This window comes from Pseudomonas sp. R19M (assembly GCF_050312585.1).
Taxonomy (GTDB): Bacteria; Pseudomonadota; Gammaproteobacteria; order Pseudomonadales; family Pseudomonadaceae; genus Aquipseudomonas; species Aquipseudomonas palleroniana.
The window spans coordinates 72,227-93,285 of the sequence record NZ_JBNPJV010000088.1 but is presented as its reverse complement, the minus strand read 5'-3'; the positions used below and the strand labels follow the sequence as shown (position 1 = coordinate 93,285).

25 protein-coding genes are annotated in these 21,059 nt (G+C 62.2%); 15 read left to right on the top strand and 10 right to left on the bottom strand.

Annotated elements, in window-relative coordinates:
• Positions 1 to 24: 24 nt before the first annotated feature.
• The 4 genes from lpxK to ACQRBT_RS19980 form a co-directional block, all read right to left on the bottom strand.
• Positions 25 to 1,035, bottom strand: a complete 1,011-nt coding sequence (lpxK, locus tag ACQRBT_RS19995) for a tetraacyldisaccharide 4'-kinase (RefSeq protein ID WP_104994119.1) — start codon at positions 1,033 to 1,035, stop codon at positions 25 to 27.
• The gene (locus ACQRBT_RS19990; protein WP_104994120.1) at positions 1,035 to 1,463 is read right to left on the bottom strand and encodes an ExbD/TolR family protein; all 429 of its coding nucleotides are present in this window, start codon (positions 1,461 to 1,463) and stop codon (positions 1,035 to 1,037) included. The genes lpxK and ACQRBT_RS19990 overlap by 1 nt, the downstream gene beginning before the upstream one ends.
• Entirely contained in the window at positions 1,460 to 2,095 is a 636-nt protein-coding gene (locus tag ACQRBT_RS19985) for a MotA/TolQ/ExbB proton channel family protein (protein ID WP_090370297.1), read from the bottom strand. The genes ACQRBT_RS19990 and ACQRBT_RS19985 overlap by 4 nt, the downstream gene beginning before the upstream one ends.
• Before the next feature lie 109 nt (positions 2,096 to 2,204).
• Positions 2,205 to 4,430: a DNA internalization-related competence protein ComEC/Rec2 gene (locus ACQRBT_RS19980; protein WP_412047222.1), complete on the bottom strand. Its 2,226-nt coding sequence runs from the start codon at positions 4,428 to 4,430 to the stop codon at positions 2,205 to 2,207.
• A gap of 135 nt (positions 4,431 to 4,565) precedes the next feature.
• Here ACQRBT_RS19980 and ACQRBT_RS19975 point away from each other — a divergent pair, with 135 nt between their 5' ends.
• The gene (locus tag ACQRBT_RS19975) at positions 4,566 to 5,081 is read left to right on the top strand and encodes a DUF2062 domain-containing protein (protein WP_090370293.1); all 516 of its coding nucleotides are present in this window, start codon (positions 4,566 to 4,568) and stop codon (positions 5,079 to 5,081) included.
• A 3-nt stretch (positions 5,082 to 5,084) separates the two neighbouring features.
• On the opposite strand, the gene ACQRBT_RS19970 is transcribed toward ACQRBT_RS19975, so the two are convergent.
• Positions 5,085 to 6,443, bottom strand: coding sequence for a histidine kinase sensor domain-containing protein (locus ACQRBT_RS19970; protein ID WP_412047223.1), 1,359 nt, complete (start codon positions 6,441 to 6,443; stop codon positions 5,085 to 5,087).
• Positions 6,430 to 7,158: a response regulator transcription factor gene (locus ACQRBT_RS19965; RefSeq protein ID WP_412047224.1), complete on the bottom strand. Its 729-nt coding sequence runs from the start codon at positions 7,156 to 7,158 to the stop codon at positions 6,430 to 6,432. The genes ACQRBT_RS19970 and ACQRBT_RS19965 overlap by 14 nt, the downstream gene beginning before the upstream one ends.
• A gap of 205 nt (positions 7,159 to 7,363) precedes the next feature.
• Between ACQRBT_RS19965 and ACQRBT_RS19960 the strand changes: the two genes are divergently transcribed.
• From ACQRBT_RS19960 to ACQRBT_RS19945, 4 genes are all read left to right on the top strand, one after another.
• The gene (locus tag ACQRBT_RS19960) at positions 7,364 to 10,117 is read left to right on the top strand and encodes a response regulator (RefSeq protein WP_060755629.1); all 2,754 of its coding nucleotides are present in this window, start codon (positions 7,364 to 7,366) and stop codon (positions 10,115 to 10,117) included.
• A gap of 60 nt (positions 10,118 to 10,177) precedes the next feature.
• A complete protein-coding gene (locus ACQRBT_RS19955) occupies positions 10,178 to 11,167 on the top strand; it encodes a 2-hydroxyacid dehydrogenase (RefSeq protein WP_104994125.1) in 990 nt (329 codons plus the stop codon).
• Positions 11,168 to 11,238: 71 nt separating this feature from the next.
• Positions 11,239 to 11,679: a hypothetical protein gene (locus ACQRBT_RS19950; protein ID WP_244699508.1), complete on the top strand. Its 441-nt coding sequence runs from the start codon at positions 11,239 to 11,241 to the stop codon at positions 11,677 to 11,679.
• Positions 11,676 to 12,080: an META domain-containing protein gene (locus tag ACQRBT_RS19945; protein ID WP_161549641.1), complete on the top strand. Its 405-nt coding sequence runs from the start codon at positions 11,676 to 11,678 to the stop codon at positions 12,078 to 12,080. Before ACQRBT_RS19950 ends, ACQRBT_RS19945 begins: the two co-directional genes overlap by 4 nt.
• Before the next feature lie 153 nt (positions 12,081 to 12,233).
• On the opposite strand, the gene ACQRBT_RS19940 is transcribed toward ACQRBT_RS19945, so the two are convergent.
• Positions 12,234 to 12,695 carry a TlpA disulfide reductase family protein gene (locus tag ACQRBT_RS19940; RefSeq protein ID WP_161549642.1) on the bottom strand — a complete coding sequence of 154 codons (462 nt, stop codon included), beginning with the start codon at positions 12,693 to 12,695 and terminating at the stop codon, positions 12,234 to 12,236.
• A gap of 114 nt (positions 12,696 to 12,809) precedes the next feature.
• Here ACQRBT_RS19940 and arsC point away from each other — a divergent pair, with 114 nt between their 5' ends.
• Genes arsC through ACQRBT_RS19925 form a run of 3 tightly spaced genes read left to right on the top strand, consistent with a single transcriptional unit; the run spans position 12,810 to position 14,168 of the window.
• Complete coding sequence (arsC, locus tag ACQRBT_RS19935) at positions 12,810 to 13,163, top strand: arsenate reductase (glutaredoxin) (protein ID WP_104994127.1); 354 nt, start codon at positions 12,810 to 12,812, stop codon at positions 13,161 to 13,163.
• Entirely contained in the window at positions 13,160 to 13,774 is a 615-nt protein-coding gene (gene wrbA / locus ACQRBT_RS19930; RefSeq protein ID WP_060755635.1) for an NAD(P)H:quinone oxidoreductase, read from the top strand. Before arsC ends, wrbA begins: the two co-directional genes overlap by 4 nt.
• Positions 13,758 to 14,168, top strand: a complete 411-nt coding sequence (locus ACQRBT_RS19925; protein WP_104994128.1) for a DUF2069 domain-containing protein — start codon at positions 13,758 to 13,760, stop codon at positions 14,166 to 14,168. The genes wrbA and ACQRBT_RS19925 overlap by 17 nt, the downstream gene beginning before the upstream one ends.
• On the opposite strand, the gene ACQRBT_RS19920 is transcribed toward ACQRBT_RS19925, so the two are convergent.
• Both ACQRBT_RS19920 and ttcA read right to left on the bottom strand, forming a co-directional pair.
• The gene (locus tag ACQRBT_RS19920) at positions 14,158 to 14,829 is read right to left on the bottom strand and encodes a DNA-3-methyladenine glycosylase I (RefSeq protein WP_060755637.1); all 672 of its coding nucleotides are present in this window, start codon (positions 14,827 to 14,829) and stop codon (positions 14,158 to 14,160) included. The two genes, ACQRBT_RS19925 and ACQRBT_RS19920, sit on opposite strands and share 11 nt — an antisense overlap.
• A 67-nt stretch (positions 14,830 to 14,896) precedes the next feature.
• Complete coding sequence (gene ttcA, locus ACQRBT_RS19915) at positions 14,897 to 15,721, bottom strand: tRNA 2-thiocytidine(32) synthetase TtcA (protein WP_104994129.1); 825 nt, start codon at positions 15,719 to 15,721, stop codon at positions 14,897 to 14,899.
• Between the two features lie 280 nt (positions 15,722 to 16,001).
• Here ttcA and ACQRBT_RS19910 point away from each other — a divergent pair, with 280 nt between their 5' ends.
• Both ACQRBT_RS19910 and ACQRBT_RS19905 read left to right on the top strand, forming a co-directional pair.
• Positions 16,002 to 16,604 carry a Yip1 family protein gene (locus tag ACQRBT_RS19910; protein ID WP_104994130.1) on the top strand — a complete coding sequence of 201 codons (603 nt, stop codon included), beginning with the start codon at positions 16,002 to 16,004 and terminating at the stop codon, positions 16,602 to 16,604.
• A gap of 129 nt (positions 16,605 to 16,733) precedes the next feature.
• Entirely contained in the window at positions 16,734 to 17,228 is a 495-nt protein-coding gene (locus ACQRBT_RS19905) for a SprT family zinc-dependent metalloprotease (RefSeq protein ID WP_010567929.1), read from the top strand.
• A 94-nt stretch (positions 17,229 to 17,322) separates the two neighbouring features.
• Here ACQRBT_RS19905 and ACQRBT_RS19900 read toward each other — a convergent pair whose 3' ends face one another.
• Positions 17,323 to 18,504, bottom strand: coding sequence for a CaiB/BaiF CoA transferase family protein (locus tag ACQRBT_RS19900; protein WP_244699510.1), 1,182 nt, complete (start codon positions 18,502 to 18,504; stop codon positions 17,323 to 17,325).
• A gap of 157 nt (positions 18,505 to 18,661) precedes the next feature.
• Between ACQRBT_RS19900 and tusD the strand changes: the two genes are divergently transcribed.
• The 5 genes from tusD to ACQRBT_RS19875 are packed head-to-tail and all read left to right on the top strand — an operon-like array spanning position 18,662 to position 21,014.
• On the top strand, positions 18,662 to 19,054 hold the full coding sequence (tusD, locus tag ACQRBT_RS19895; RefSeq protein WP_060755641.1) for a sulfurtransferase complex subunit TusD: 393 nt from the start codon (positions 18,662 to 18,664) through the stop codon (positions 19,052 to 19,054).
• 1 nt (position 19,055) lies between these two features.
• The gene (gene tusC, locus ACQRBT_RS19890; protein WP_104994132.1) at positions 19,056 to 19,406 is read left to right on the top strand and encodes a sulfurtransferase complex subunit TusC; all 351 of its coding nucleotides are present in this window, start codon (positions 19,056 to 19,058) and stop codon (positions 19,404 to 19,406) included.
• Positions 19,406 to 19,684 carry a sulfurtransferase complex subunit TusB gene (gene tusB / locus ACQRBT_RS19885; RefSeq protein ID WP_104994133.1) on the top strand — a complete coding sequence of 93 codons (279 nt, stop codon included), beginning with the start codon at positions 19,406 to 19,408 and terminating at the stop codon, positions 19,682 to 19,684. Before tusC ends, tusB begins: the two co-directional genes overlap by 1 nt.
• Positions 19,681 to 20,016: a TusE/DsrC/DsvC family sulfur relay protein gene (locus ACQRBT_RS19880; RefSeq protein ID WP_104994134.1), complete on the top strand. Its 336-nt coding sequence runs from the start codon at positions 19,681 to 19,683 to the stop codon at positions 20,014 to 20,016. The genes tusB and ACQRBT_RS19880 overlap by 4 nt, the downstream gene beginning before the upstream one ends.
• Positions 20,013 to 21,014: a glycosyl transferase family protein gene (locus ACQRBT_RS19875; RefSeq protein WP_104994135.1), complete on the top strand. Its 1,002-nt coding sequence runs from the start codon at positions 20,013 to 20,015 to the stop codon at positions 21,012 to 21,014. Before ACQRBT_RS19880 ends, ACQRBT_RS19875 begins: the two co-directional genes overlap by 4 nt.
• The last annotated feature ends 45 nt before the right edge of the window (positions 21,015 to 21,059 follow it).

Here is a 21,059-nt window from a genome sequence, read left to right as displayed (position 1 = left end):
GAAGGTTTCCTGGAAAAAAGCGTTTTAAGGCAAGAGACGGTCGGGCAGCAGGCGCATCAGTTGCGTGTCGAACCAGGCGACAAACGCCGGCGACGGCGCCGCATCCACCGCAAGGTACCACCAGTCAGGCTGGGCAAAGGCGCGGCACTTCACCGCGTCCTTTTCGGTCATGACCAGCGGCAATGACGGCGTAAAATTCAAGACCTCGGCGCTGTAGGGCGCATGGTCGGCAAATGCATGGGGTATCGGCTGCCAGTGTAGCGTTTCAAGGGTATTGAAGAAACGTTGCGGATTGCCGATGCCGGCGACCGCGTGCACCGCCTGGCCCGGCGGAAAATAATCGATCGGCTGGCGCTCACCGGTACTCAGGTTGATCAACGCGGTGGGCATCAGGCGGAAGGCAAAGCCGTCGTCACGATCCGCTACGGCGCCGTTGTAAAGCAACGCATCCACACCCTGCAGACGCTCCACGGGCTCGCGTAACGGCCCGGCAGGCAGGCAACGGCGGTTGCCAAGCCCCCGCGCAGCATCGATCAAGACCAGCTCCAGGTCGCGGGCCAGGCGGTAATGTTGCATTCCATCGTCTGAAAGGATCAGGTCCAGGGTTTCGCTGGCCAGTAACGCCTTCACGGCGCGACTGCGATCAGGGTCGATCATCAGCGGGACGCCGCACCGCTGCACGATCAGCAACGGTTCATCGCCCGCCACCTCGGCGCTGTGGCTGGCATCGACCCGCCAAGGCAATTGCGGCGGCTTGGCACCGTATCCACGACTGACGACCCCCACGCGCAAACCACTGCGCCGACAGTGCTCGATCAGCCACAGGATCAACGGCGTCTTGCCCGTGCCGCCCACGGTGATATTACCGACCACCACCACCGGCACCGGTGATTGGTAGATGTCGCCCTCACCCGCCAGGAACCGTGCACGCTTGCGCTGCACCACTCGGCGATACAAGGACTCCAGCGGCCGCAACAGCGCGAGAGCCGGATGGCCCTCGTACCACGCCTTGAGCAATCGATCGGAAAGAGGCATCAGGGTGCGCTCGCCGCCTCGACGGTGGACATGCGCAAATGGCTGAAGCCCAATTTGCCGGCAGCATCCATCGCTGTGATCACCGCTTGATGCTGGGTCTTGCCATCGGCACTGATCGACAGCGGCATCGTGGTGTCACCACCGGACTCCTTCTGCAAGGCTTCCATCAGGCTGTTGAGGTCGTTCTTTTCCAGCAACTGGTTATTCACCGAAAACACCCCATCGGCGCTGATGGCGATATCCAGTTGCTTGACCTGCTGATCTTCGGCCGGCGAGCCGCTGACCGCTTCCGGCAGATCGACCCGCAGCTCGGTCTGCCGGGTGAAAGTGGTGGTGACGACAAAAAACAGCAGCAGGATAAACACCACGTCGATCAGCGACGCGAGGTTGATATCGACATTTTCCCGTTGCTTGCGGCGAAATTTCACGCTTTGCCCTCAACCAGGTCCACATCGCGGTCGCCCTGCACCACTTCCACCAGCTTGATGGCTTCCTGCTCCATGCCGACCACCAGTTCATCGATGCGCCGTTGCAGGAAGCGGTGGAAAAACACCGATGGAATACCGACCATCAGGCCCGCTGCCGTGGTGATCAACGCCTTGGAAATACCACCGGCCAACACCGCGGCGTTGGTGGTCATGCCCGAGCCCATGAACGAGCTGAAGATGTCGATCATACCCAGCACCGTCCCCAGCAAGCCGAGCAACGGCGCCATCGCGGCAATGGTACCGAGGGCGTTGATGTAGCGTTCCAACTCATGAATGACCCGGGCAGCGGCTTCTTCGATGCACTCTTTCATGATCTCGCGACCATGCTTGGAGTTGGCAAGGCCGGCGGCGAGGATTTCCCCCAGGGGCGAGTTGGCGCGCAGCTCCTTGAGTTTTTCCTTGTCGAGTTGCTTGTTCTTGATCCAGCCCCAGACCTGCCCCAGCAAGTGCTCGGGGGTGACGCGGCTGGCGCGCAAGGTCCACAGGCGTTCAGCAACGATGCCGAGTGCGGCGATGGAGCTCAGAATGATCGGCAACATCATCCAGCCACCGGATTTGACCAATTCCCACACAGTGAATGTCCCCTCGAAAAAGTGCGCCACTTTACCATATAGGTTCAGCGTCGGGGTTCGTCGCCCCACGCCCCGTCCGTCGCAGGTGCCGGTCGTTGATAACACTGGGCTAAGGTAACGGTTCGCGCCAGAAACGGCGTTGACTACGCGCAACGACCGGCGGCTTGAAGGCGCCCAATTGCACACGCACCGCGCCCTGTTCGGCGCTGTCGTAGACCCGACTGCCCATGGCCCGATAACGTTCCATTACCGACGCGTGAGGGTGGCCGAATGCATTGCCCCACCCTCTGGAGATCAACACCGACTTGGGTGCCAACCGTTGCACGAAGGGCCAGGAGGAAGAACTGCGGCTGCCATGATGGGGGGCTTGCAGCCAGTCGGTTGGCGTCGCCAGCGGCGTGTCGAGAAAAGCCCGTTCTGCCGCACGGTCGATATCGCCGGTGAGCAGCAGGCGCTCACCATTGGCCTGTACCTGTAACACACATGACCTGGGGTTACCGTCGAGCGCACCCGGCCATTGCCATAACGCGAACGACACACCGTCCCACACCCATGTCTCGCCACTGATACAGGGCTGAGCCGCGAGAACAGCCGGCAGCCCTTCGGTCTCGCCACCCACTACCCGGCCGACGGGCAGCCCCTCGGCCACCGCGACCGCACCGCCGGCATGGTCGGCGTCGGCATGGCTGAGCAACATCATGTCCAACCGCTCGACCCCGAGTTTCTTCAACGATGGCAAGACCACTCGCGCCCCTGAATCAACCATTCCGGATCGAGGGCCGGCATCGTAGAGCAAGCTGTGATGACGGGTGCGCAGAATCAATGCCTGGCCCTGGCCGACGTCCAGTTGCACCACGTCAACCTGCCCATGGGGCACCGGGCCCCTGGGAGGAAACACTGCCAACAGAAGCATCGGCCAACCCAGCAACCGGAACGGCACGCCCTTGGGCAGCAGCAATGCCACGGTACCCACAAGGCTCACCAGCCAATATCCCAACGGTACTTCGGCCGGTATCCAGGCGGGCACGCGCGCAGCCAACAGCGTCAAACCCTGGAACAGCCCATCCAGTGCCCCACCGGCCAGCCACAGCAGGTTCTCCCCGACAAATGGCACCCCTAGCAGCGCAGTGCCCAGCAGCGCCAGGGGCAGCACCACCAGGCTGACCCACGGCACGGCAAACAGGTTGGCGACCGGCGCGCTGAGGCTGATGGGCAGGCCGAGCACCAGCAACACCGGAAACAACCCGAGGGCGATCAGCCATTGGGGCCGGGTCCATGCCTGCCAGACGCTCCAGGGGCCCAGACGTGCACCGAAGGCCAGCACCAGCACCGCAACTGCGGCAAACGACAACCAGAACCCCGGCTGCAGGCTGGCCAAGGGCTCGAATACCAGCACCGCATTGAATGCCAGCAACAACGGCCACCAGCCGCCCAAATGCCGGAACCGCAGGCGCCACAGCAACACCAGGGCAACCATCATGCAGGCCCGCTGCACCGGCACACCCAACCCGGCGAGCAGGCCATAACCCAGCGCGGCGGCAAACGCCAAACCGCATGCCCATGGCAGCCACGGCAGCGCATGGGGCCAGCCACCATAGCGCGCCAACCCGGCCACCAGGCCGTAAATCAACCCTGCCAGCAAACCGATATGCTGGCCGGAAATCACCAGCAGGTGCACGGTCCCGGTGTCCTGCAGCACCCGCCAATCCTGCGCATCCAAGCCGGAACCGTCCCCCAGCACCAACGCCGTCACGGCGCCTTGGCGATTTTGCATGTCCACGCTCATCAGCCGCTGGCGCAGGCTATCGCGCCACGCATCGCGAGCCGGCGCCAGGCGCTGCCCGTCCTTGACAGACGCAATGGCGCCAATGCGCTGGGCCAGCAGCCACGCCTCATAGTCAAAACCGTGAAAGTTGAGCAGGCCGGACGGTCGTTTGAGCGTCACTGCCAGGCGCCAGCGTTCGCCACTGCGTACCGCCGGTCCACCGTGCCAGGACACCCGGATACGCTTGGGCAAACGCGCATGGCGCGACCGACTGTCGCTGAGTTCGAAGCGCACGCCGCTGCTCGTCTGCTGCGGCAGCCCGGTGACACGGCCCTCGACCCAGCGGGTCTGCCCGTCCAGCGCGGGTAGCAATCGATCATTCAGCGCCCACTGCGCGCTGATGCAAGCCCAGCTCAGGCCCAGCAGAAAGAACGCCAGTGGATAGCTGCGCCACGGCAATAACATCAAGGCCAGCACCAGCATCGCCAACACCCCGCCGACCGGCGGCAGTGCCGGCAACCAGCGCAACGTCAGCAAACCGAGTGCGAGCGCGAACATCCCTGTTCTCATGGATCATCCTTTTCCAGTGATCCACTCAGTCTTAGCTGGGCGTCCGGCACGGCCTATGATGTTTTGTCACAAAGTCTGAATTTTCTGTTTATAGAATGCGCGCATACTTGCCCCTCGAATTGACCGGGACCCCTTATGCCACGGCGCTTATTCAAACGGTACATGCCCGATCCCAGTAGTATCCGGGAACACAAGTCCTTACGATTTCTCGGCACGTTGCTACATGACCCCAACCTCTGGCACCTGAACCGACACTCCGTCGCACGTGCCATGGCGGTTGGCCTGTTTGCCGCGTTTATTCCGATTCCCTTTCAGATGCTGCTGGCGGCCGCCCTGTCCATCAGCGTGCGCGCGAATATGCCGATCGCTGTCAGCCTGGTGTGGCTGACCAACCCGATCACCATGCCGTTTGTGTTTGTCGGTACTTACCTGACAGGCGCCTGGCTGATGAACGTGCCGCCACGCAGCCTGCCCGATAACCTGACCTGGGAATGGATCAGCGGCCAGCTCAGCACGCTGTGGCAGCCGTTTCTGTTGGGTTCAGTCGTGTGCGGGCTGTTGTTGGGAGCTCTGGCCTATTGCCTGACGATGCTGTACTGGCGCTGGTGGGTTGGCCACCAGTGGAAAAAGCGCAAACAGCGACGCACCTGAAGGCTAGCGGGCCAGCAGGCGCAGATGTACACGCAGGCCCTGCCCGGTATTTTCCGCCCATAAACGCCCGCCCTGACGCTGCACGGCGTTGCGGGCGATGCTCAAGCCAAGGCCGAAACCGCCGTCGCCAGGGCGTGAGCCCTCCAGACGGGTAAAGGGCGCAAAGATCCGCTCCACGTCTTGCTCGTCAATGCCGCCGCCCTGGTCTTCCAGCCAGAGATGCCAGTAGTCTCCTTCGCGATAGCCATCCAGTTGCACCACCCCGTGGGCAGGCGAATGTCGTATCGCGTTGCGCAGGATATTTTCCAACGCTTGGGCCAGTGCATTCAGGTTGCCGCGCACCCAGCAGTCATCCGCCAGGCGGCATGGCAAGCGCGATGCCGGCCAAGCGCTTTCATAGCAGGCGTTTTCGCGCAGCATGTCCCACAACGCCTGGATCTGGATATCTTCGTTCGGCAACGGCGTGCGCTCACTGTCCAGCCAAGCCAGTTGCAGGCTGTCTTCCACCAGGCGCTGCATGCCGTCGATTTCGCGGCTTAACCGCTCACGCAGTTGCGCCAGGTCTTGTTCACTGTCGCAGGCTACGCGCAGGCGGCCCAAGGGTGTGCGTAGCTCGTGGGACATATCGCGCAGTAACTGTTGTTGTATCACCACGGTGCCCTGCAAGCGCTCGGACATATGATCAAAGGCCCGGCTCAACTCGCCCAGCTCATCCTGGCGACTGGTGGCGTCGCGGGACATGCGCGTATTCAACTGGTCAGCACGCCAGGCGTTGGCCTGCTCACGCAATTGATTAAGGGGCATGATCAGCAGCCGATAGAGGCCCACGCACAACAGCAAGGTAAACAAACCGGGAATCACACCATTGGTCAACACCCGCCAGAGCAGCTGATAACGCCCGGGCATGAAGCGTTGCGGCAGCTCGATCACCAACGAGCCTGCGCCGGGGTCCACCGGAAACGGAATCTTGAGCCAGGGCAGCCCTTTGACATGTCGGCTGACCGGCCACTCCAGGCCACGCAGAAACGTCAGGCGCTGGCTCTCCTTGTCGCTCAAGGCTGTGCTGCTCAGGGACTGCAAATCCTTGCCGATCACACCGATCCAGGTGGTCTCACGCGTGGCCATCAGTTGCAGCCACGCGTCGACACCGGCACGGCCTTGCGTCTTCCAGGCCAATTCGGCACCCGCCGCGTAGCCCCGCAACACCTCGCGGGACTCTTCAGCCACATTGGCGCTCTGCTCCTCCAGATACTGGCCCCAGGACCAACTGAGCCAGATCATCAGCAAACAGAAGGCGATCAGCAGGCAGGCGAGCTTCCAGAACAGCGAGTGCTTGCCGGGCAAGCGCTCAAAGCCCTTCATCAGCACCGCTCAATACGTAGCCCTTGCCCCAAACGGTGCGCACTTCACGCTCGCTGTAGCCAATTGCCTTGAGCTTGCGACGAATCTGGCTGATATGCATATCCAGGCTGCGATCATGCGGGGCATAGCCGCGCTGTAACACATGCTGGTAAAGGAAAGCCTTGCTGAGTACCTCTTCGGCATTACGGTGCAGGGTTTCCAGCAGGCGATACTCACTGCGCGTCAGCCCGCCCCATTGCTCCCGGTGAAAGACATCGCACTGTTCATCGTCAAAGCGCAGGGTCTGCACGTCTTCACGCGCTGGTATCAGGGCCGGCTGCGGGCGCCGGTCCAGGGCGACCCGGCGCAGGATCGCCTCGATGCGCACGCGCAACTCGATCATGCTGAACGGCTTGGGCAGGTAGTCGTCGGCTCCCAGGCGAAAGCCGCTGATGCGATCTGCCTCGGCGCCCAGGGCCGACATCAGGATCACGGGCACCGCATGGCTCTGGCGCAAATGCGTGAGGATCGACAAACCGTCCAGGCCAGGCAGCAGGATGTCCATCAACACCACATCGAACGCCTGGTCACGGGCCATCTGCAAACCTTGCCGGCCATTCCGGCACCACGTCACCTGGAAACCGCAACGTCCCAGGTGCTCATGCACATAGGCGCCCAATACAGGGTCATCTTCGATGGTCAGGATACTGGGTGGGCCAACGGCTGCGGGATTCATTAGCGTCTGCAAGTCATTCTCAATGACTGATTATTCAAGATTAAACCGTGCCAGGCAATCGCCAGCCGGCGACGAATGGCCCGAAGATTGCTCTCTGTCATTAATTTACGAGAATCCACCCGGCGCAAATGGCTACACTGCGCAGGTGGCGCGGGCCGGATGCCTGCGTGAATGATTGATATCAATGTGGTAGCAGGAGAGTGGCGTGCTTAGAAAAATGGGGATCAAAGGCCGCGTACTGTTGCTGACCTTATTACCGACCAGCCTGATGGCCTTGTTGTTGGGAGGCTATTTCACCTGGATGCAACTGTCGGAACTGCAGACCCAGTTGCTGCAACGCGGCGAGATGATCGCCGAGCAATTGGCGCCGCTGGTGGCACCACCCCTGAGCAGCAAAAACACCGATCTGCTGGAACGCATCGCCACCCAATCCCTGGAACAACCGGACGTGCGCACCGTGTCGTTCCTTGCGCCGGACCGCTCATCCCTGGCCCACGCCGGCCCGACCATGCTCAATCAGCCACCTATCGGCAACAGCTCGCACCTGCTGCAGCGCACCGGCAACGACGCCACGCGCTACCTGCTGCCGGTGTTCGGCCGCCATCGCAACCTCGCCGGCGAACTGATCCCCGATGAATCCGACCGCCTGCTGGGCTGGGTCGAGGTGGAACTGTCCCACAACGGCATGTTGCTGCGCGGCTATCGCAGCCTGTTCGCCAGCTTGCTGTTGATCGCCATCGGCCTGATCTGCACCGCCGCCCTGGCACTGCGCATCAGCCGCACGATCAATTCACCCATCAGCCAGATCAAATTGGCCGTGGCCCAACTCAAGGACGGCAACCTCGAAACCCGCTTGCCACCGTTGGGCAGCCAGGAACTGGACCAGTTGGCCTCGGGCATCAACCGTATGGCCGAAACCCTGCAAAATGCCCAGGAAGAACTGCAACACAGCATCGACCAGGCCACCGAAGACGTGCGCCAGAACCTGGAGACCATCGAGATCCAGAACATCGAACTGGACCTGGCGCGCAAGGAAGCCCTGGAAGCCAGCCGCATCAAGTCGGAGTTCCTGGCCAACATGAGCCATGAGATCCGCACCCCGCTCAATGGCATCCTGGGTTTCACCCACCTGTTGCAGAAAAGCGAGATGTCGCCACGCCAGCTGGATTACCTGGGCACCATCGAAAAATCCGCCGACAACCTGTTGGGCATCATCAACGAGATCCTCGATTTCTCGAAGATCGAGGCCGGCAAACTGGTGCTCGACAGCGTGCCCTTCAACCTGCGGGACTTGCTGCAAGACACCCTGACCATCCTCGCGCCTGCCGCCCATGCCAAGCAGTTGGAACTGGTCAGCCTGGTGTACCGCGACACGCCATTGGCGTTGGTCGGCGACCCGCTGCGCCTCAAGCAGATTCTGACCAACTTGGTCAGCAACGCGATCAAGTTCACCCGCGAAGGCACCATTGTCGCCCGGGCGATGATCGAGGATGAACAGGAGGACAGCGTACAACTGCGCATCAGCGTGCAAGACACCGGCATCGGCCTGTCCAACCAGGATGTACGCGCACTGTTCCAGGCGTTCAGCCAGGCCGACAACTCGCTGTCGCGCCAGCCAGGAGGCACCGGCTTGGGGCTGGTGATTTCCAAGCGCCTGATCGAGCAGATGGGTGGTGAAATCGGCGTTGACAGCACGCCGGGTGAGGGTTCGGAGTTCTGGATCAGCCTGAACCTGCCCAAGACCCGCGACGACGTTGAAGACCTGCCCGCCGCACCATTGCTCGGTCGCCGGGTGGCCGTACTGGAAAATCACGAGCTGGCGCGCCAGGCCCTGCAACATCAGTTGGAAGACTGCGGGCTTGAAGTTACGCCATTCAACTCCCTGGAAAACCTGACCAACGGCATTACCAGCGCGCATCAGACCGAGCAGGCCATTGACCTGGCGGTACTCGGCGTTACCGCCAATGACATCCCTCCCGAACGCCTCAACCAGCACCTGTGGGACCTCGAACACCTGGGCTGCAAAGTGCTGGTGCTGTGCCCGACCACCGAGCAGATGCTGTTCAACCAGTCGGTGCCCAACCCCAACAGCCAATTGCAGGCCAAGCCTGCCTGTACGCGCAAGCTGCGCCGGGCGCTCGCCGACCTGATCAGCCCGCGCCCGTCGCGCAGTGAACCGGGTGAACCGCTGTCCAGCCGAGCACCGCGTGTGCTGTGCGTGGATGACAACCCGGCGAACCTGTTGCTGGTGCAAACCTTGCTGGAAGACATGGGCGCCAAGGTGCTGGCCGTGGAAAGCGGTTACGCCGCCATCGATGCGGTGAAACAGGAAACCTTCGACCTGGTGCTGATGGACGTACAAATGCCCGGTATGGACGGGCGCCAGAGCACCGAGGCGATTCGCCAGTGGGAAAGCGAGCGCCACGGTACGCCATTGCCGGTGGTCGCCCTCACCGCCCATGCCATGGCCAATGAAAAACGCGCCCTGTTGCAAAGTGGCATGGACGATTACCTGACCAAACCCATCAGCGAACGGCAACTGGCCCAGGTGGTGTTGAAGTGGACCGGCCTGGCCCTGCGCAACCAGGGGCCGGAGCGCGCCCCTGACGGCTTGGCCCCCGGCGTGCGACTGCAGGTGCTGGACCACGAGGAAGGCTTGCGCCTGGCCGCCAACAAAGCCGATCTGGCCGCCGATATGCTGGCCATGTTGCTGGCGTCGCTGGAAGCCGACCGCCAGGCCATCACCGCCGCCCGCGAAGCCAATGACAACAACGCCTTGATCGAGCGCGTTCACCGCCTGCACGGCGCCACGCGCTATTGCGGTGTGCCGCAACTGCGTGCCGCCTGCCAGCGCGCCGAAACCCTGCTCAAGCAGGACGACGCCAAGGCCATGACCGCACTCGACGAGCTGGACATGGCAATTGCCCGCCTGGCCAGTGAAGCGCGGGTCAGCGCCTGATTGACAGGAACCCGTGTGGGAGGCATTTCCAACTCGCAAATGAACAGGGAGCTCCATTTGATGCGCGTCATTCTTTTCAGCAGCCAGCACTACGACCGCGACAGTTTTCTCGGTGAGCCGCTGCCCGCCGGCTTAGAACTGCACTTCCAGCCCGCCCGCCTCAACCTCGACACTGTGGCCCTGGCCGAGCATCACGAGGTAGTGTGTGCCTTCATCAACGATGACCTCAGCGCCCCGGTGCTGGAACACTTGGCCAACGGCGGTACGCGCCTGATCGCCCTGCGTTCGGCCGGCTACAACCATGTCGACCTGGCCGCCGCCAAGCGCCTGGGACTGGCCATCGTCCGCGTGCCGGCCTATTCGCCCCACGCGGTGGCCGAGCATGCGGTGGCGTTGATCCTGGCCCTCAACCGCCGTTTGCATCGTGCTTACAACCGCACCCGCGACGGTGATTTCAGCCTGCACGGGCTGACCGGTTTCGACCTCGTCGGCAAGACTGTCGGCGTCGTCGGCACCGGGCAGATCGGCGCGGCATTCGCCAGGATCATGGCCGGTTTCGGCTGCCGGCTGGTGGCCTACGACCCCTTCCCCAACCCCCAGGTGCAGGCCCTTGGCGCCCGCTACACGAGCCTGCCGGAATTGCTGGCCGAGGCGCAGATCATCAGCCTGCACTGCCCGCTCACCCACGACAGCCAACACCTGATCAACGCACGGTCCCTGGCCCAGATGCAGCCGGGTGCGATGCTGATCAATACCGGGCGCGGGGGGCTGGTCGACACGCCGGCACTGATCGATGCGCTCAAGCAGGGGCAACTCGGTTATTTGGGGCTGGATGTGTACGAGGAAGAAGCCCAGCTGTTTTTCGAAGACCGCTCCGACCTGCCCTTGCAAGACGATGTGCTTGCACGCCTGCTGACCTTTCCCAATGTGATCATCACCGCCCACCAGGCGTTCCTGACGCGCGAAGCGTTGGCGGCGATTGCCGGCACGACGCTGGCTAACATCGCTGCCTGGGCCGAGGGTCTGCCACGGAACCTGGTGGAGGGCTGATCAGCGGTCATATACCAGGCTCATGATAGGCCGGCACCCGTGATAGGATGCCGCGCCTAATTGGAGGACCCATGGCCGAACACGATTTCCGCTTCAGCTTGCTGAGCCCGCAACACACCCTGATCGAATGCCGTGCCCTGGTGCCGGGCCGTTATCAGGTCACCGGCAACGGTGGTTCGATCAAGCATGGCGACGTACTGATCGTCACCCTGCGCGGCAGTAAAACCCTATCGATGCGCCTGACCGTCGAAGGTGACGCGCGCTATTCCATCCGCCCGGCGGGCCAATGGGTCGCCATGGCCCAGGGGCCGAAATTCGGCGAGCTGGAGATTCACACCTGGAAGGTCAACTGCGACAGCTGCGAGAGCGTGCTGGAGTTTGAATTTGCAGTGGAAACCAAGCTGACCAAAGAGCCACTCCCCCCGGCCGCCAACGCGCGCATCAAGGAATTGGGCTGGGCCAGCGAAGGCGACAAGCACCGCTGCCCGAAATGCCAGCAGGCCGCACAATGAAAGCCCCGCTGCTGCTTGCCGCCATCGGCATCGGCCTCGGCGGCTGCGCCAGCGATACGGCGAAGCTGGAACAGGATCACAGCTACGTGGTGGAGTGGATTGGTGAGCGGCCCTTGATGGACTACGCGCACCTGACCGTGACCCTGGGCGCCGATGGTCGCGCCTATGGCAATGGTGGCTGCAACCACTGGTTTGCGCCGTACACCATCGATGGCCAGAAACTCAGTTTCGGCAAGCTCGGCAGCACCCGCAAGCTCTGCGCCGAGGCCTTGATGGAGCAGGAACACCGCTTCTTCCAGGCCCTGCAAGGCGTTGAGCGCTGGGATATCTCGCCGATCGAACAGACCCGCTTCTGGCCGGCCGAGGGCAAGCCGATCCGCCTGTGGCTGGAAGAAGGCTGATCCGCCGATCTGTGGACTGATGAGATCCAATTGTGGGAGGGGGCTTGCTCCCGATAGCGATGTGCCAGTCAATACATCAGCTGACTGACACACCGCCATCGGCAGCAAGTCGAATCATCGCACCGCCCCCCACATTTGCCTTGAGTTGTCGCTTTACCCGCGCAAAGCCTTGAGCTTGGCCAGCACCCCCTCTGCCGTCTGCTCGCCCATCAACTGCTCACGCACCTTGCCCTTGTCATCGATGATGTAGGTCACCGGCAACGCCTCGCTGCGCGGGATATCGAAGATCCCTTCGGGGTTCTGCGCCAGGACGGTGAACTTGATCCCCAGCTTCTCGCTGGCCGCCTTGAGCTCCTCACCCTGCACATTGTCGAAATTGACCCCGAACACCCCTACATTCTGCGCTTTCAACTGCTCGGCCAAGGCATTGAGCTGCGGGATTTCCGTGCGGCACGGGCCACACCATTCAGCCCAGTAGTTGACCACCACCCACTGCTTGTCCAGACGTTCGGCCGCCACCTTCTGGCCGTATTGGTCAACGCCATAGTCATTGCCGCAGCCACCGAGCAGCAGGGTTGTGATGATCGCCAATGCACCGATCAGTCGCCTAGTCATGGGGTAATCCTTCGTAAAATGAACATTGTCTGCGACCGATCGCCTCTTACGGTTTAAGAGCGAGCCGCAGCGCAGGTAGAATACCCGCCACCTTACGCAAGATGCGACCCGCACATGACCGATCTGACGCTTTATCACAACCCGCGCTGCTCGAAATCCCGCGGTGCGCTCGAACTGCTGGAGGCTCGCGGCCTGGCCCCGACCGTCGTGCGCTACCTGGAAACCCCGCTGGACGCCGCGCAACTGAAGGCTCTGCTGAGCAAGCTCGGCATCAGCGCACGCCAATTGCTGCGCACCGGTGAAGAGGAATACAAAACACTCAACCTGGCCGACGCCGGCCTCAGCGAAACGCAATTGATCGCCGCCATCGCCGCGCATCCAAAGCTGATGGAACGCCCGATCCTGGAGACCACCGACAAAGCCATCATCGGTCGCCCGCCGGAGAACGTATTGGAGATCCTGCCGTGACGACTCCGTATGTGCTGGTGCTGTATTACAGCCGCAATGGCTCGGTCAGCGAGATGGCCCGGCAAATTGCCCGGGGCATCGAGCAAGCCGGCCTGGAGGCGCGCCTGCGCACCGTGCCGGCGATCTCTACCGAGTGCGAAGCCGTGGCGCCGAGCATCCCGGATGAAGGTGCGCTGTATGCCAGCCTCGATGACCTGAAAAACTGCTCGGGCCTGGCCCTGGGCAGCCCGACCCGCTTCGGCAACATGGCCGCGCCGCTCAAGTATTTCCTCGACGGCACCAGCAACCTGTGGCTGACCGGCGCCCTCGTCGGCAAACCCGCAGGGGTGTTCACCTCCACCGCCAGCCTGCACGGTGGCCAGGAGACCACGCTGATGTCGATGCTGCTGCCCTTGCTGCACCACGGCATGCTGATCACCGGCCTGCCCTACAGCGAACAGGCGCTGCTCGACACCCAGGGCGGCGGCACGCCGTATGGCGCCAGCCACCATGCCGGGCCGGATGGCAAGCGCATGCTTGATCAACATGAAATCACGCTGTGCCGCGCCCTGGGCCTGCGCCTGGCAAACACCGCCTTGCTGCTGGAGAACGGCCGTGGCCAAAAAGCCTAAGGTCCTGCCATCGCAAGCGTGGCTGGAACCTCGGGTCAAGGTGGCACGGGCGCTGAGCCTGCTGGCATTCCTGGGCCTGGTGGGACTGCTGTGCGTGTACTACCTGTTCGTTGCCGACCTGCATGGTGCCCGTCCCTGGGTGATCCTGCTGATCGAGTTGGTGCCGTTGCTGGTACTGGCGCCGGGGATGCTGCTGGGCAGTGCCCGTGGGCATTCGTGGATGTGCTTTGTGGTAAACCTGTATTTCATCAAGGGCGCGCTGGCCGCGTATGACCCGAACCGGCAAGTGTTCGGGGTGCTGGAGATGCTGGCGAGCCTGGCGGTGTTTTGCACCGCCCTGCTCTATGTGCGCTGGCGGCATCAGCTCGATCGGCGCTACACACTCAATGATTGACGGTGTAGGCCAACATCATCGACAACTGGCACATCGGCCGCCCGCTTTCGGCATGCCACTGGTTGAACGCAGCCTGCACCGCCGCCAGGTCGCGCAGGCTGGTCGGTGCCTTGTCGACGATCTTCTGCGCATTTAAAGCCGCCACCACGTCATCGCTCGGCACAAAGGTATCCTTGCCCACCATGCGCAAAAAGCGCGGTGCCGACAGGCCGCCCAGCTGGTGGCCGTGCTTGCTCAGGTACTTCCACAACCCAACGATGTCGGTCACCGGCCAGTCGGCGATGAATGCGCCGAAGCTGCCCTTCTCCTGCTCGATGTCGAGGATCATCTGCGCATTGCGCGGCACACTTTTGAGTTTACCCAGGTGACGGATGATGCGCGTGTCCTGCATCAAACGCTCCAGGTGTTCGGCGCCCATCAGCACGACCTTTTCCGGGTCGAAGCCAAAAAACACCTGCTCGAAGGCCGGCCACTTGGCGTCCACCACACTGTGTTTCAAGCCCGCGCGAAACACGCGCAGTGCCAGGGTCGACAGGTAACGGTCATCACTGATCTTGCGCAATTGCGCCGCGGTCTTGGGCACCGGCAGGTGGGCGTCCAGCTTGGCCGCTGAACCGAAGCGGTTCAGACAATATTCGTGCAGCCACTTGTAATCGCGCATGCCCTCTCCTGGCAATCGAATTGAAAACGGCGCCCGTGAGCGCCGTGTGTCAGAGCCTTGAAATGGCTCAGAGGTTCACTACATTGACGAAGCGCGAAGCCGCCGTCTCGTCGATCGTCAGGCTGGTGAAGTCGAACAGGTTGCGGTCGGCCAATTGCGACGGGATCACGTTCTGCAGGCTGCGGAAGATGCTTTCGGTTCGGCCAGGGGTCTTGCGCTCCCAGTCCACCAGCATTTCCTTGACCACCTGACGCTGCAGGTTCTCCTGGGAACCACACAGGTTGCACGGGATGATCGGGAATTGCTTGAGGTCGGAGTAGGCCTGGATGTCCTTCTCGCTGCAGTACGCCAGCGGACGGATCACCACGTTGCGCCCATCATCGGCGCGCAGCTTGGGCGGCATGGCCTTGAGCGAGCCGTTGAAAAACATGTTGAGGAAGAAGGTTTCGACGATGTCATCACGGTGATGACCCAGGGCCATCTTGGTCGCGCCAATCTCATCGGCAAAGGTATAAAGCGTGCCACGGCGCAGGCGCGAGCACAGCGAACAGGTGGTCTTGCCTTCCGGGATCAACTCCTTGACCACCGAGTAGGTGTCTTTTTCCACGATGTGGTACTCGACGCCCAGCTCTTTGAGATAGGCCGGCAGTACGTGCTCCGGGAAACCCGGTTGTTTCTGGTCCATGTTGACGGCGACGATCTCGAACTTGATCGGCGCGACCTTCTGCAGGTGCAACAGCACGTCGAGCATGGTGTAGCTGTCTTTGCCGCCGGAGAGGCAAACCATGACCTTGTCGCCGTCCTCGATCATGTTGAAATCGGTGACCGCTTCACCGGCCAGGCGACGCAGGCGTTTTTGCAGTTTGTTCTGGTTGACTGTAAGAGTGCCCATGGCGCTTGGATCCGCTAGAAGTGTGTGACGAAAAGCGCAGCATTTTACCGATGTCGAGTGCCGACATTCAATGTGGGAGCGGGCCGCGCTCCCATCAACAGACCCCGCCGCGATTAGGGCCAATGTTTACAGTGCGATTTGCTCTAAAGCCTTACAGTTTTTCGGGTCATCACTTCCTATACTGCGACTTGAGGTCGCATATCTATCCAGACCTTTGAGGCCATCTGGCCCGTAGGCGCTCCGATGGGGGGCGATGGTAATAACGACAGGAGTGACTGGCATGATCCATCACGTCGTGGGGCTGTTTACCCATCCCGACCAGGAATGGCGGGAAATCCGTGGCGATAAGGAAGAAAGCATCGGCCACATGTACCTCACTCACACCCTGATTCTCGCGGCGATCCCCGCCGTTTCCGCCTTTATCGGCACTACCCAGGTCGGCTGGGTCATCGGCAGCCGCGCGCCGGTGATGCTGACCCAGGAAAGCGCGCTCTGGATGACGATCATGTCGTACGCAGCCATGCTCGGCGGCGTGGCCGTGATGGGCGCGTTCATTCACTGGATGGCCCGCACCTATGACGCCAACCCCAGCATGTCACGCTGCGTGGCCTTTGCGACCTATACCGCGACACCGCTGTTTATCGGCGGGTTGGCGGCGCTCTATCCGCATATGTGGTTGGGCATGATGGTGGGCACGGCAGCCATTTGCTACACGGTCTACCTGCTGTATGTGGGATTGCCGACCTTCATGAACATCGACCCGGATGAGGGTTTCCTGTTCTCCAGTTCGGTGCTGGCCGTGGGGCTGGTAGTCCTGGTGGCGATCATGGCGTTTACCGTGATCGTCTGGGGCCTGGGCGTCGGCCCGATTTATACCAACTGACCCGCTTATCGACCTGGGCAAGGCCACCGCAAGGTGGCTTTGTGCTTTATGCGTGACCATTCGGCGCCTGACAGATTCGGAAACACCCAGCTTTGCGGCATACTGGGTGTCTCTGGAGATCAGTACCGCATGCCCGAGCAACTCAATACCCGCGTCGAAGAGTGTTTCCTGCTAGCCGAATCCTTTTTCAAACGAAGTTTCAAACGCCCCCAGGTCAGTCTCAAGTTGCGGGGCCAGAAAGCCGGTGTCGCGCATTTGCACGAGAACCTGCTGCGTTTCAACCCCCAGTTGTACCGAGAAAACAGCCAACACTTCCTGAAGCAGACCGTGGCCCACGAAGTCGCGCACCTGATCGCCCACCAGTTGTTTGGCGAGCGCATCCAACCCCATGGCGAAGAATGGCAATTGATCATGCGCGGGGTTTACGAACTGCCGCCGGATCGTTGCCACACCTATGCCGTGAAACGCCGGCAAGTCACCCGCTATATCTACCGATGCCCGTGTGCCGACAGCGACTTTCCGTTTTCGCCACAGCGCCACGGCATGGTGGCCCAGGGCAGGCGGTATCTGTGTCGGCGGTGTCGGCAGACCCTGGTGTTCACCGGGGAAACTCGGGTGGAGTGAGGGCCTCCCCGGGAGCAAGCCCCCTCCCACATTTTGACCGCGCCGCCTGTCAACTGTGGGAGGGGGCTTGCTCCCGATAGCGCCCGTTCAGACGCTACCCAACCACGTTGGCACCCCGCAACTCGGCTATCCGCTGCGCACTGATCCCCAGCTCCGTCAGCACCTCGTCACTATGGGCACCGACCGCCACCCCGATATGTCGAGGCGCCGGCAAGCCCTCTGAAAATTTCAACGGACAGGCGATTTGCGCCTGGGTCGAGCCATCGGCCCTTGGCACCTGGCACACCAGCTCACGGGCTTTCAACTGCGGATGCTGCACCGCTTCACTCAAGCTGAGCACAGGCTCCACGCAAGCATCCACCCCGGCAAACAACTCACACAGCTCATCGAAGCTGCGCTTCTCGAACTCGATCTGCAGCGCCAGCTTAAGGGCCTTTTGCTGCTCCGGCCTGGGTGACAGGCCCTGGGCCGCCAGCTCCGGCCGTCCCAAGGCCACGCATAATTGCTGCATAAACCCCGGTTCCAGGCTGCCGACCGACATCCAGCGCCCATCTCGCGTGCGGTAGTAGTCGTAAAAGCTGCCGCCATTGAGCACATGATTCTCGCGCCCCGGTTCCACCCCACAGGCCAGGTAGCCCGCACCGGCCATGGCGTTCAGGCTGAACGAACAGTCGGTCATGCTCACATCCAGATGCTGGCCGACGCCGCTCTGCTGCCGAGCGACGACCGCCGCCAGCAGCCCGACCACCGCGTGCAGCGAACCCCCAGCCACATCCGCCAGCTGCACGCCCAGCGGCAATGGCCCGCTGTCCTGGCGCCCGGTATGACTGGCCACGCCCGCCAACGCGAGGTAGTTGATATCGTGCCCGGCGCGGCCCTTGTAGGGGCCGGTTTGGCCGTAGCCGGTGATCGATACGTAAATCAGCCGGGGGTTGATCGCCTTCAGCGCCTCGTAGCCCAAACCCAGGCGCGCCATCACCCCTGGGCGGAACTGTTCGACGAGGATGTCGTAGTCCTTGACCAGTTCACGCACGATCTCCAGCGCTTCGGCGCGTTTCAGGTCCAGCGCGAGGCTGCGCTTATTGCGGTTGAGGTACGCATGGCTCGCCGAGGTCCCCTGATCATGCGGCGGCAACACCCGTAACAGGTCCATGCGCGTGGACGACTCGATGCGCAGCACTTCAGCGCCCATGTCCGCCAGCATCAGCGACGCAAACGGGCCAGGCAGCAAGGTGGAAAAATCCAGCACTTTGAGGGACGCCAAGGGACCAGACATGGAAACTCCGTTTGCACTTCGAATGCCCCTAGACTAGGCAGCCTTGCGTCTACCGGCAATCGCCGGAACGATCAGCGACGGTGACCGTTTTGATCACGGCGGGCTTTTTCGCGGCGGCGGCTTTATCATTGGCCCACGTTTGCTGGCAGAGTGTCCCATGAAGTTCGCGATAGCGCTGTTTTCCGCCGCCCATGCGCCCTCCTCACGCCGCGCCTTGCTGTTCGCTCAGGCGGCGCTGGCGGCCGGGCATGAGATCGTGCGGCTGTTTTTTTATCAGGATGGCGTCTATAGCGCCTCCAACAACGTGGTTGCGCCCCAGGATGAGCAAGACATTGCGCGCCAGTGGCGCGAATTCGTCAGCGCGCACCAGCTCGACGGCGTGGTGTGCATTGCCGCCGCGTTGCGCCGTGGCGTGCTCAACAGTGAAGAGGCCACGCGCTACCAACGCAGTGCCGTGAACCTCGAGGCACCTTGGGCACTCTCGGGCCTGGGGCAATTGCACGACGCCGCCCAGGCGGCCGACCGCCTCATCTGCTTTGGAGGGCCATGACATGTCCAAATCTTTACTGGTGATCAGCCGCCAGGCACCGTGGTCCGGGCCGAGCGCACGTGAAGCGCTGGATATCGTGCTGGCCGGCGGCGCGTTCGATCTGCCCATCGGCTTATTGTTCATGGATGACGGCGTGTTCCAGCTGGCGCCGCATCAGGACGCCAAGGCCGTGCAACAAAAAGACCTGAGCGCCAACCTGCAGGCGCTGGGGCTGTTCGGCATCGATGAGGTCTTCGTCTGCCAACACAGCCTCGCCGAACGCGGGCTCACGGCGCCGGCCAGCGCCGAAGCGCTGGGCAATGCACAAATCTCCCAACTGATTGACCGTTACGACCAGGTGATCACCCTCTGATGTCGACTCTCCATGTGGTATCTCACTCCCCCTTCACCGACAGCCGGCTCGCCAGTTGCCTGCGCATCTGCGCTGCCGATGACGCGATCCTGCTCTGCGGCGACGGCACCTATGGGCTGCACAATGCAGCCCTGCAAACCAAGGGCCTGAAGGTATGGGTGCTGGCCGAAGACCTGCAGGCGCGTAACCTGCCCCTGCCGGACTGGGCCGACAGCGTCAACTATCCAGGCTTCGTACAACTGTCGATCGACTACGACAAGGTCAACACCTGGCTATGAATACGCTGACCGTGGGTTCGCACACCCTCGAACTGGACAAGGACGGTTATCTGGTCGACCTGAACGCATGGTCCGCCGAGGTCGCCAACGCCCTGGCCGCCGCCGAAGCGTTGACGCTGACGGCGGAGCACTGGGAAATCCTCGAACTGCTGCGCGGCTTCTACGCCGAGTTCCAGCTGTCTCCCGCCACGCGCCCGCTGATCAAGTACACCGCCTTGAAGCTGGGCCCGGAAAAGGGCAACAGCCTGTACCTCAACAAACTGTTCAACGGCACTCCCGCCAAACTCGCCGCCAAGCTGGCGGGCCTGCCCAGACCGACGAATTGCCTATGACCGACTTTGCCCCGCTGACCCTCGAAACGCCTGCCGAGCACCCGTTTGCACAGTTCGTACGCATCCTGGGCAAAGGCAAGCGCGGCGCGCGCAACCTCACCCGCGAAGAGGCCCGCGAGGCCATGGGCATGCTGCTCGACGAACAAGTCGAAGACACCCAGCTCGGTGCGTTCCTGATGCTGCTGCGCCACAAGGAAGAAAGCCCGCAAGAGCTCGCCGGCTTCACCGAGGCCGTCCGTGAGCGTTTGCAGGCTCCGGCGCTGAACGTGGATATCGATTGGCCGTCCTATGCCGGCAAGAAACGCCACCTGCCCTGGTTCCTGCTGGCGGCCAAATGCCTGGCACAAAACGGCGTGCGCATCCTCATGCACGGGGGTGGCGCCCACACGGCAGGCCGGCTGTACACCGAGCAATTGCTGGAAGGCTTGCAGATTCCGCTGTGCCGCAACTGGCGCCAGGTGGAAGCGGCCTATGCGCACGGCAACCTGGCGTTTATCCCACTGGGTGACTGGGCACCGCAACTGCAACGCATGATCGACCTGCGCAACACCCTGGGCCTGCGCTCGCCGATCCACTCCCTGGCGCGCCTGCTCAACCCGCTGAATGCACGCCTTGGCCTGCAAAGCATTTTCCATCCCGGTTACCAGGGTGTGCACCGTGATGCCAGCGGCCTGCTGGGCGACAATGTGATCGTGGTGAAGGGTGACGGCGGCGAAATCGAGATCAACCCCGACGCTGCGAGCCATCTCTATGGCACCACCGGCGGCGAAAGCTGGGATGAAGAGTGGCCCGCCCTCTCCACCCAGCGCCACGTCAAACCGGCCACACTCGAACCTGAACACCTGAAGGCGCTGTGGCGCGGCGACGTCGAGGACAGTTATCCGCAACTGGCGTTGATCGCTACCATGGCCCTGGCCTTGCGTGGCCTGGGGCATCCCCGCGAGCAGGCATTCACGTTAGCCCAGCAATACTGGGATGCTCGGGATAAATCGATTTAGTCGATCATTAACGCCCGGTCTTTGCGCTTTTAAATCGAACTCAGC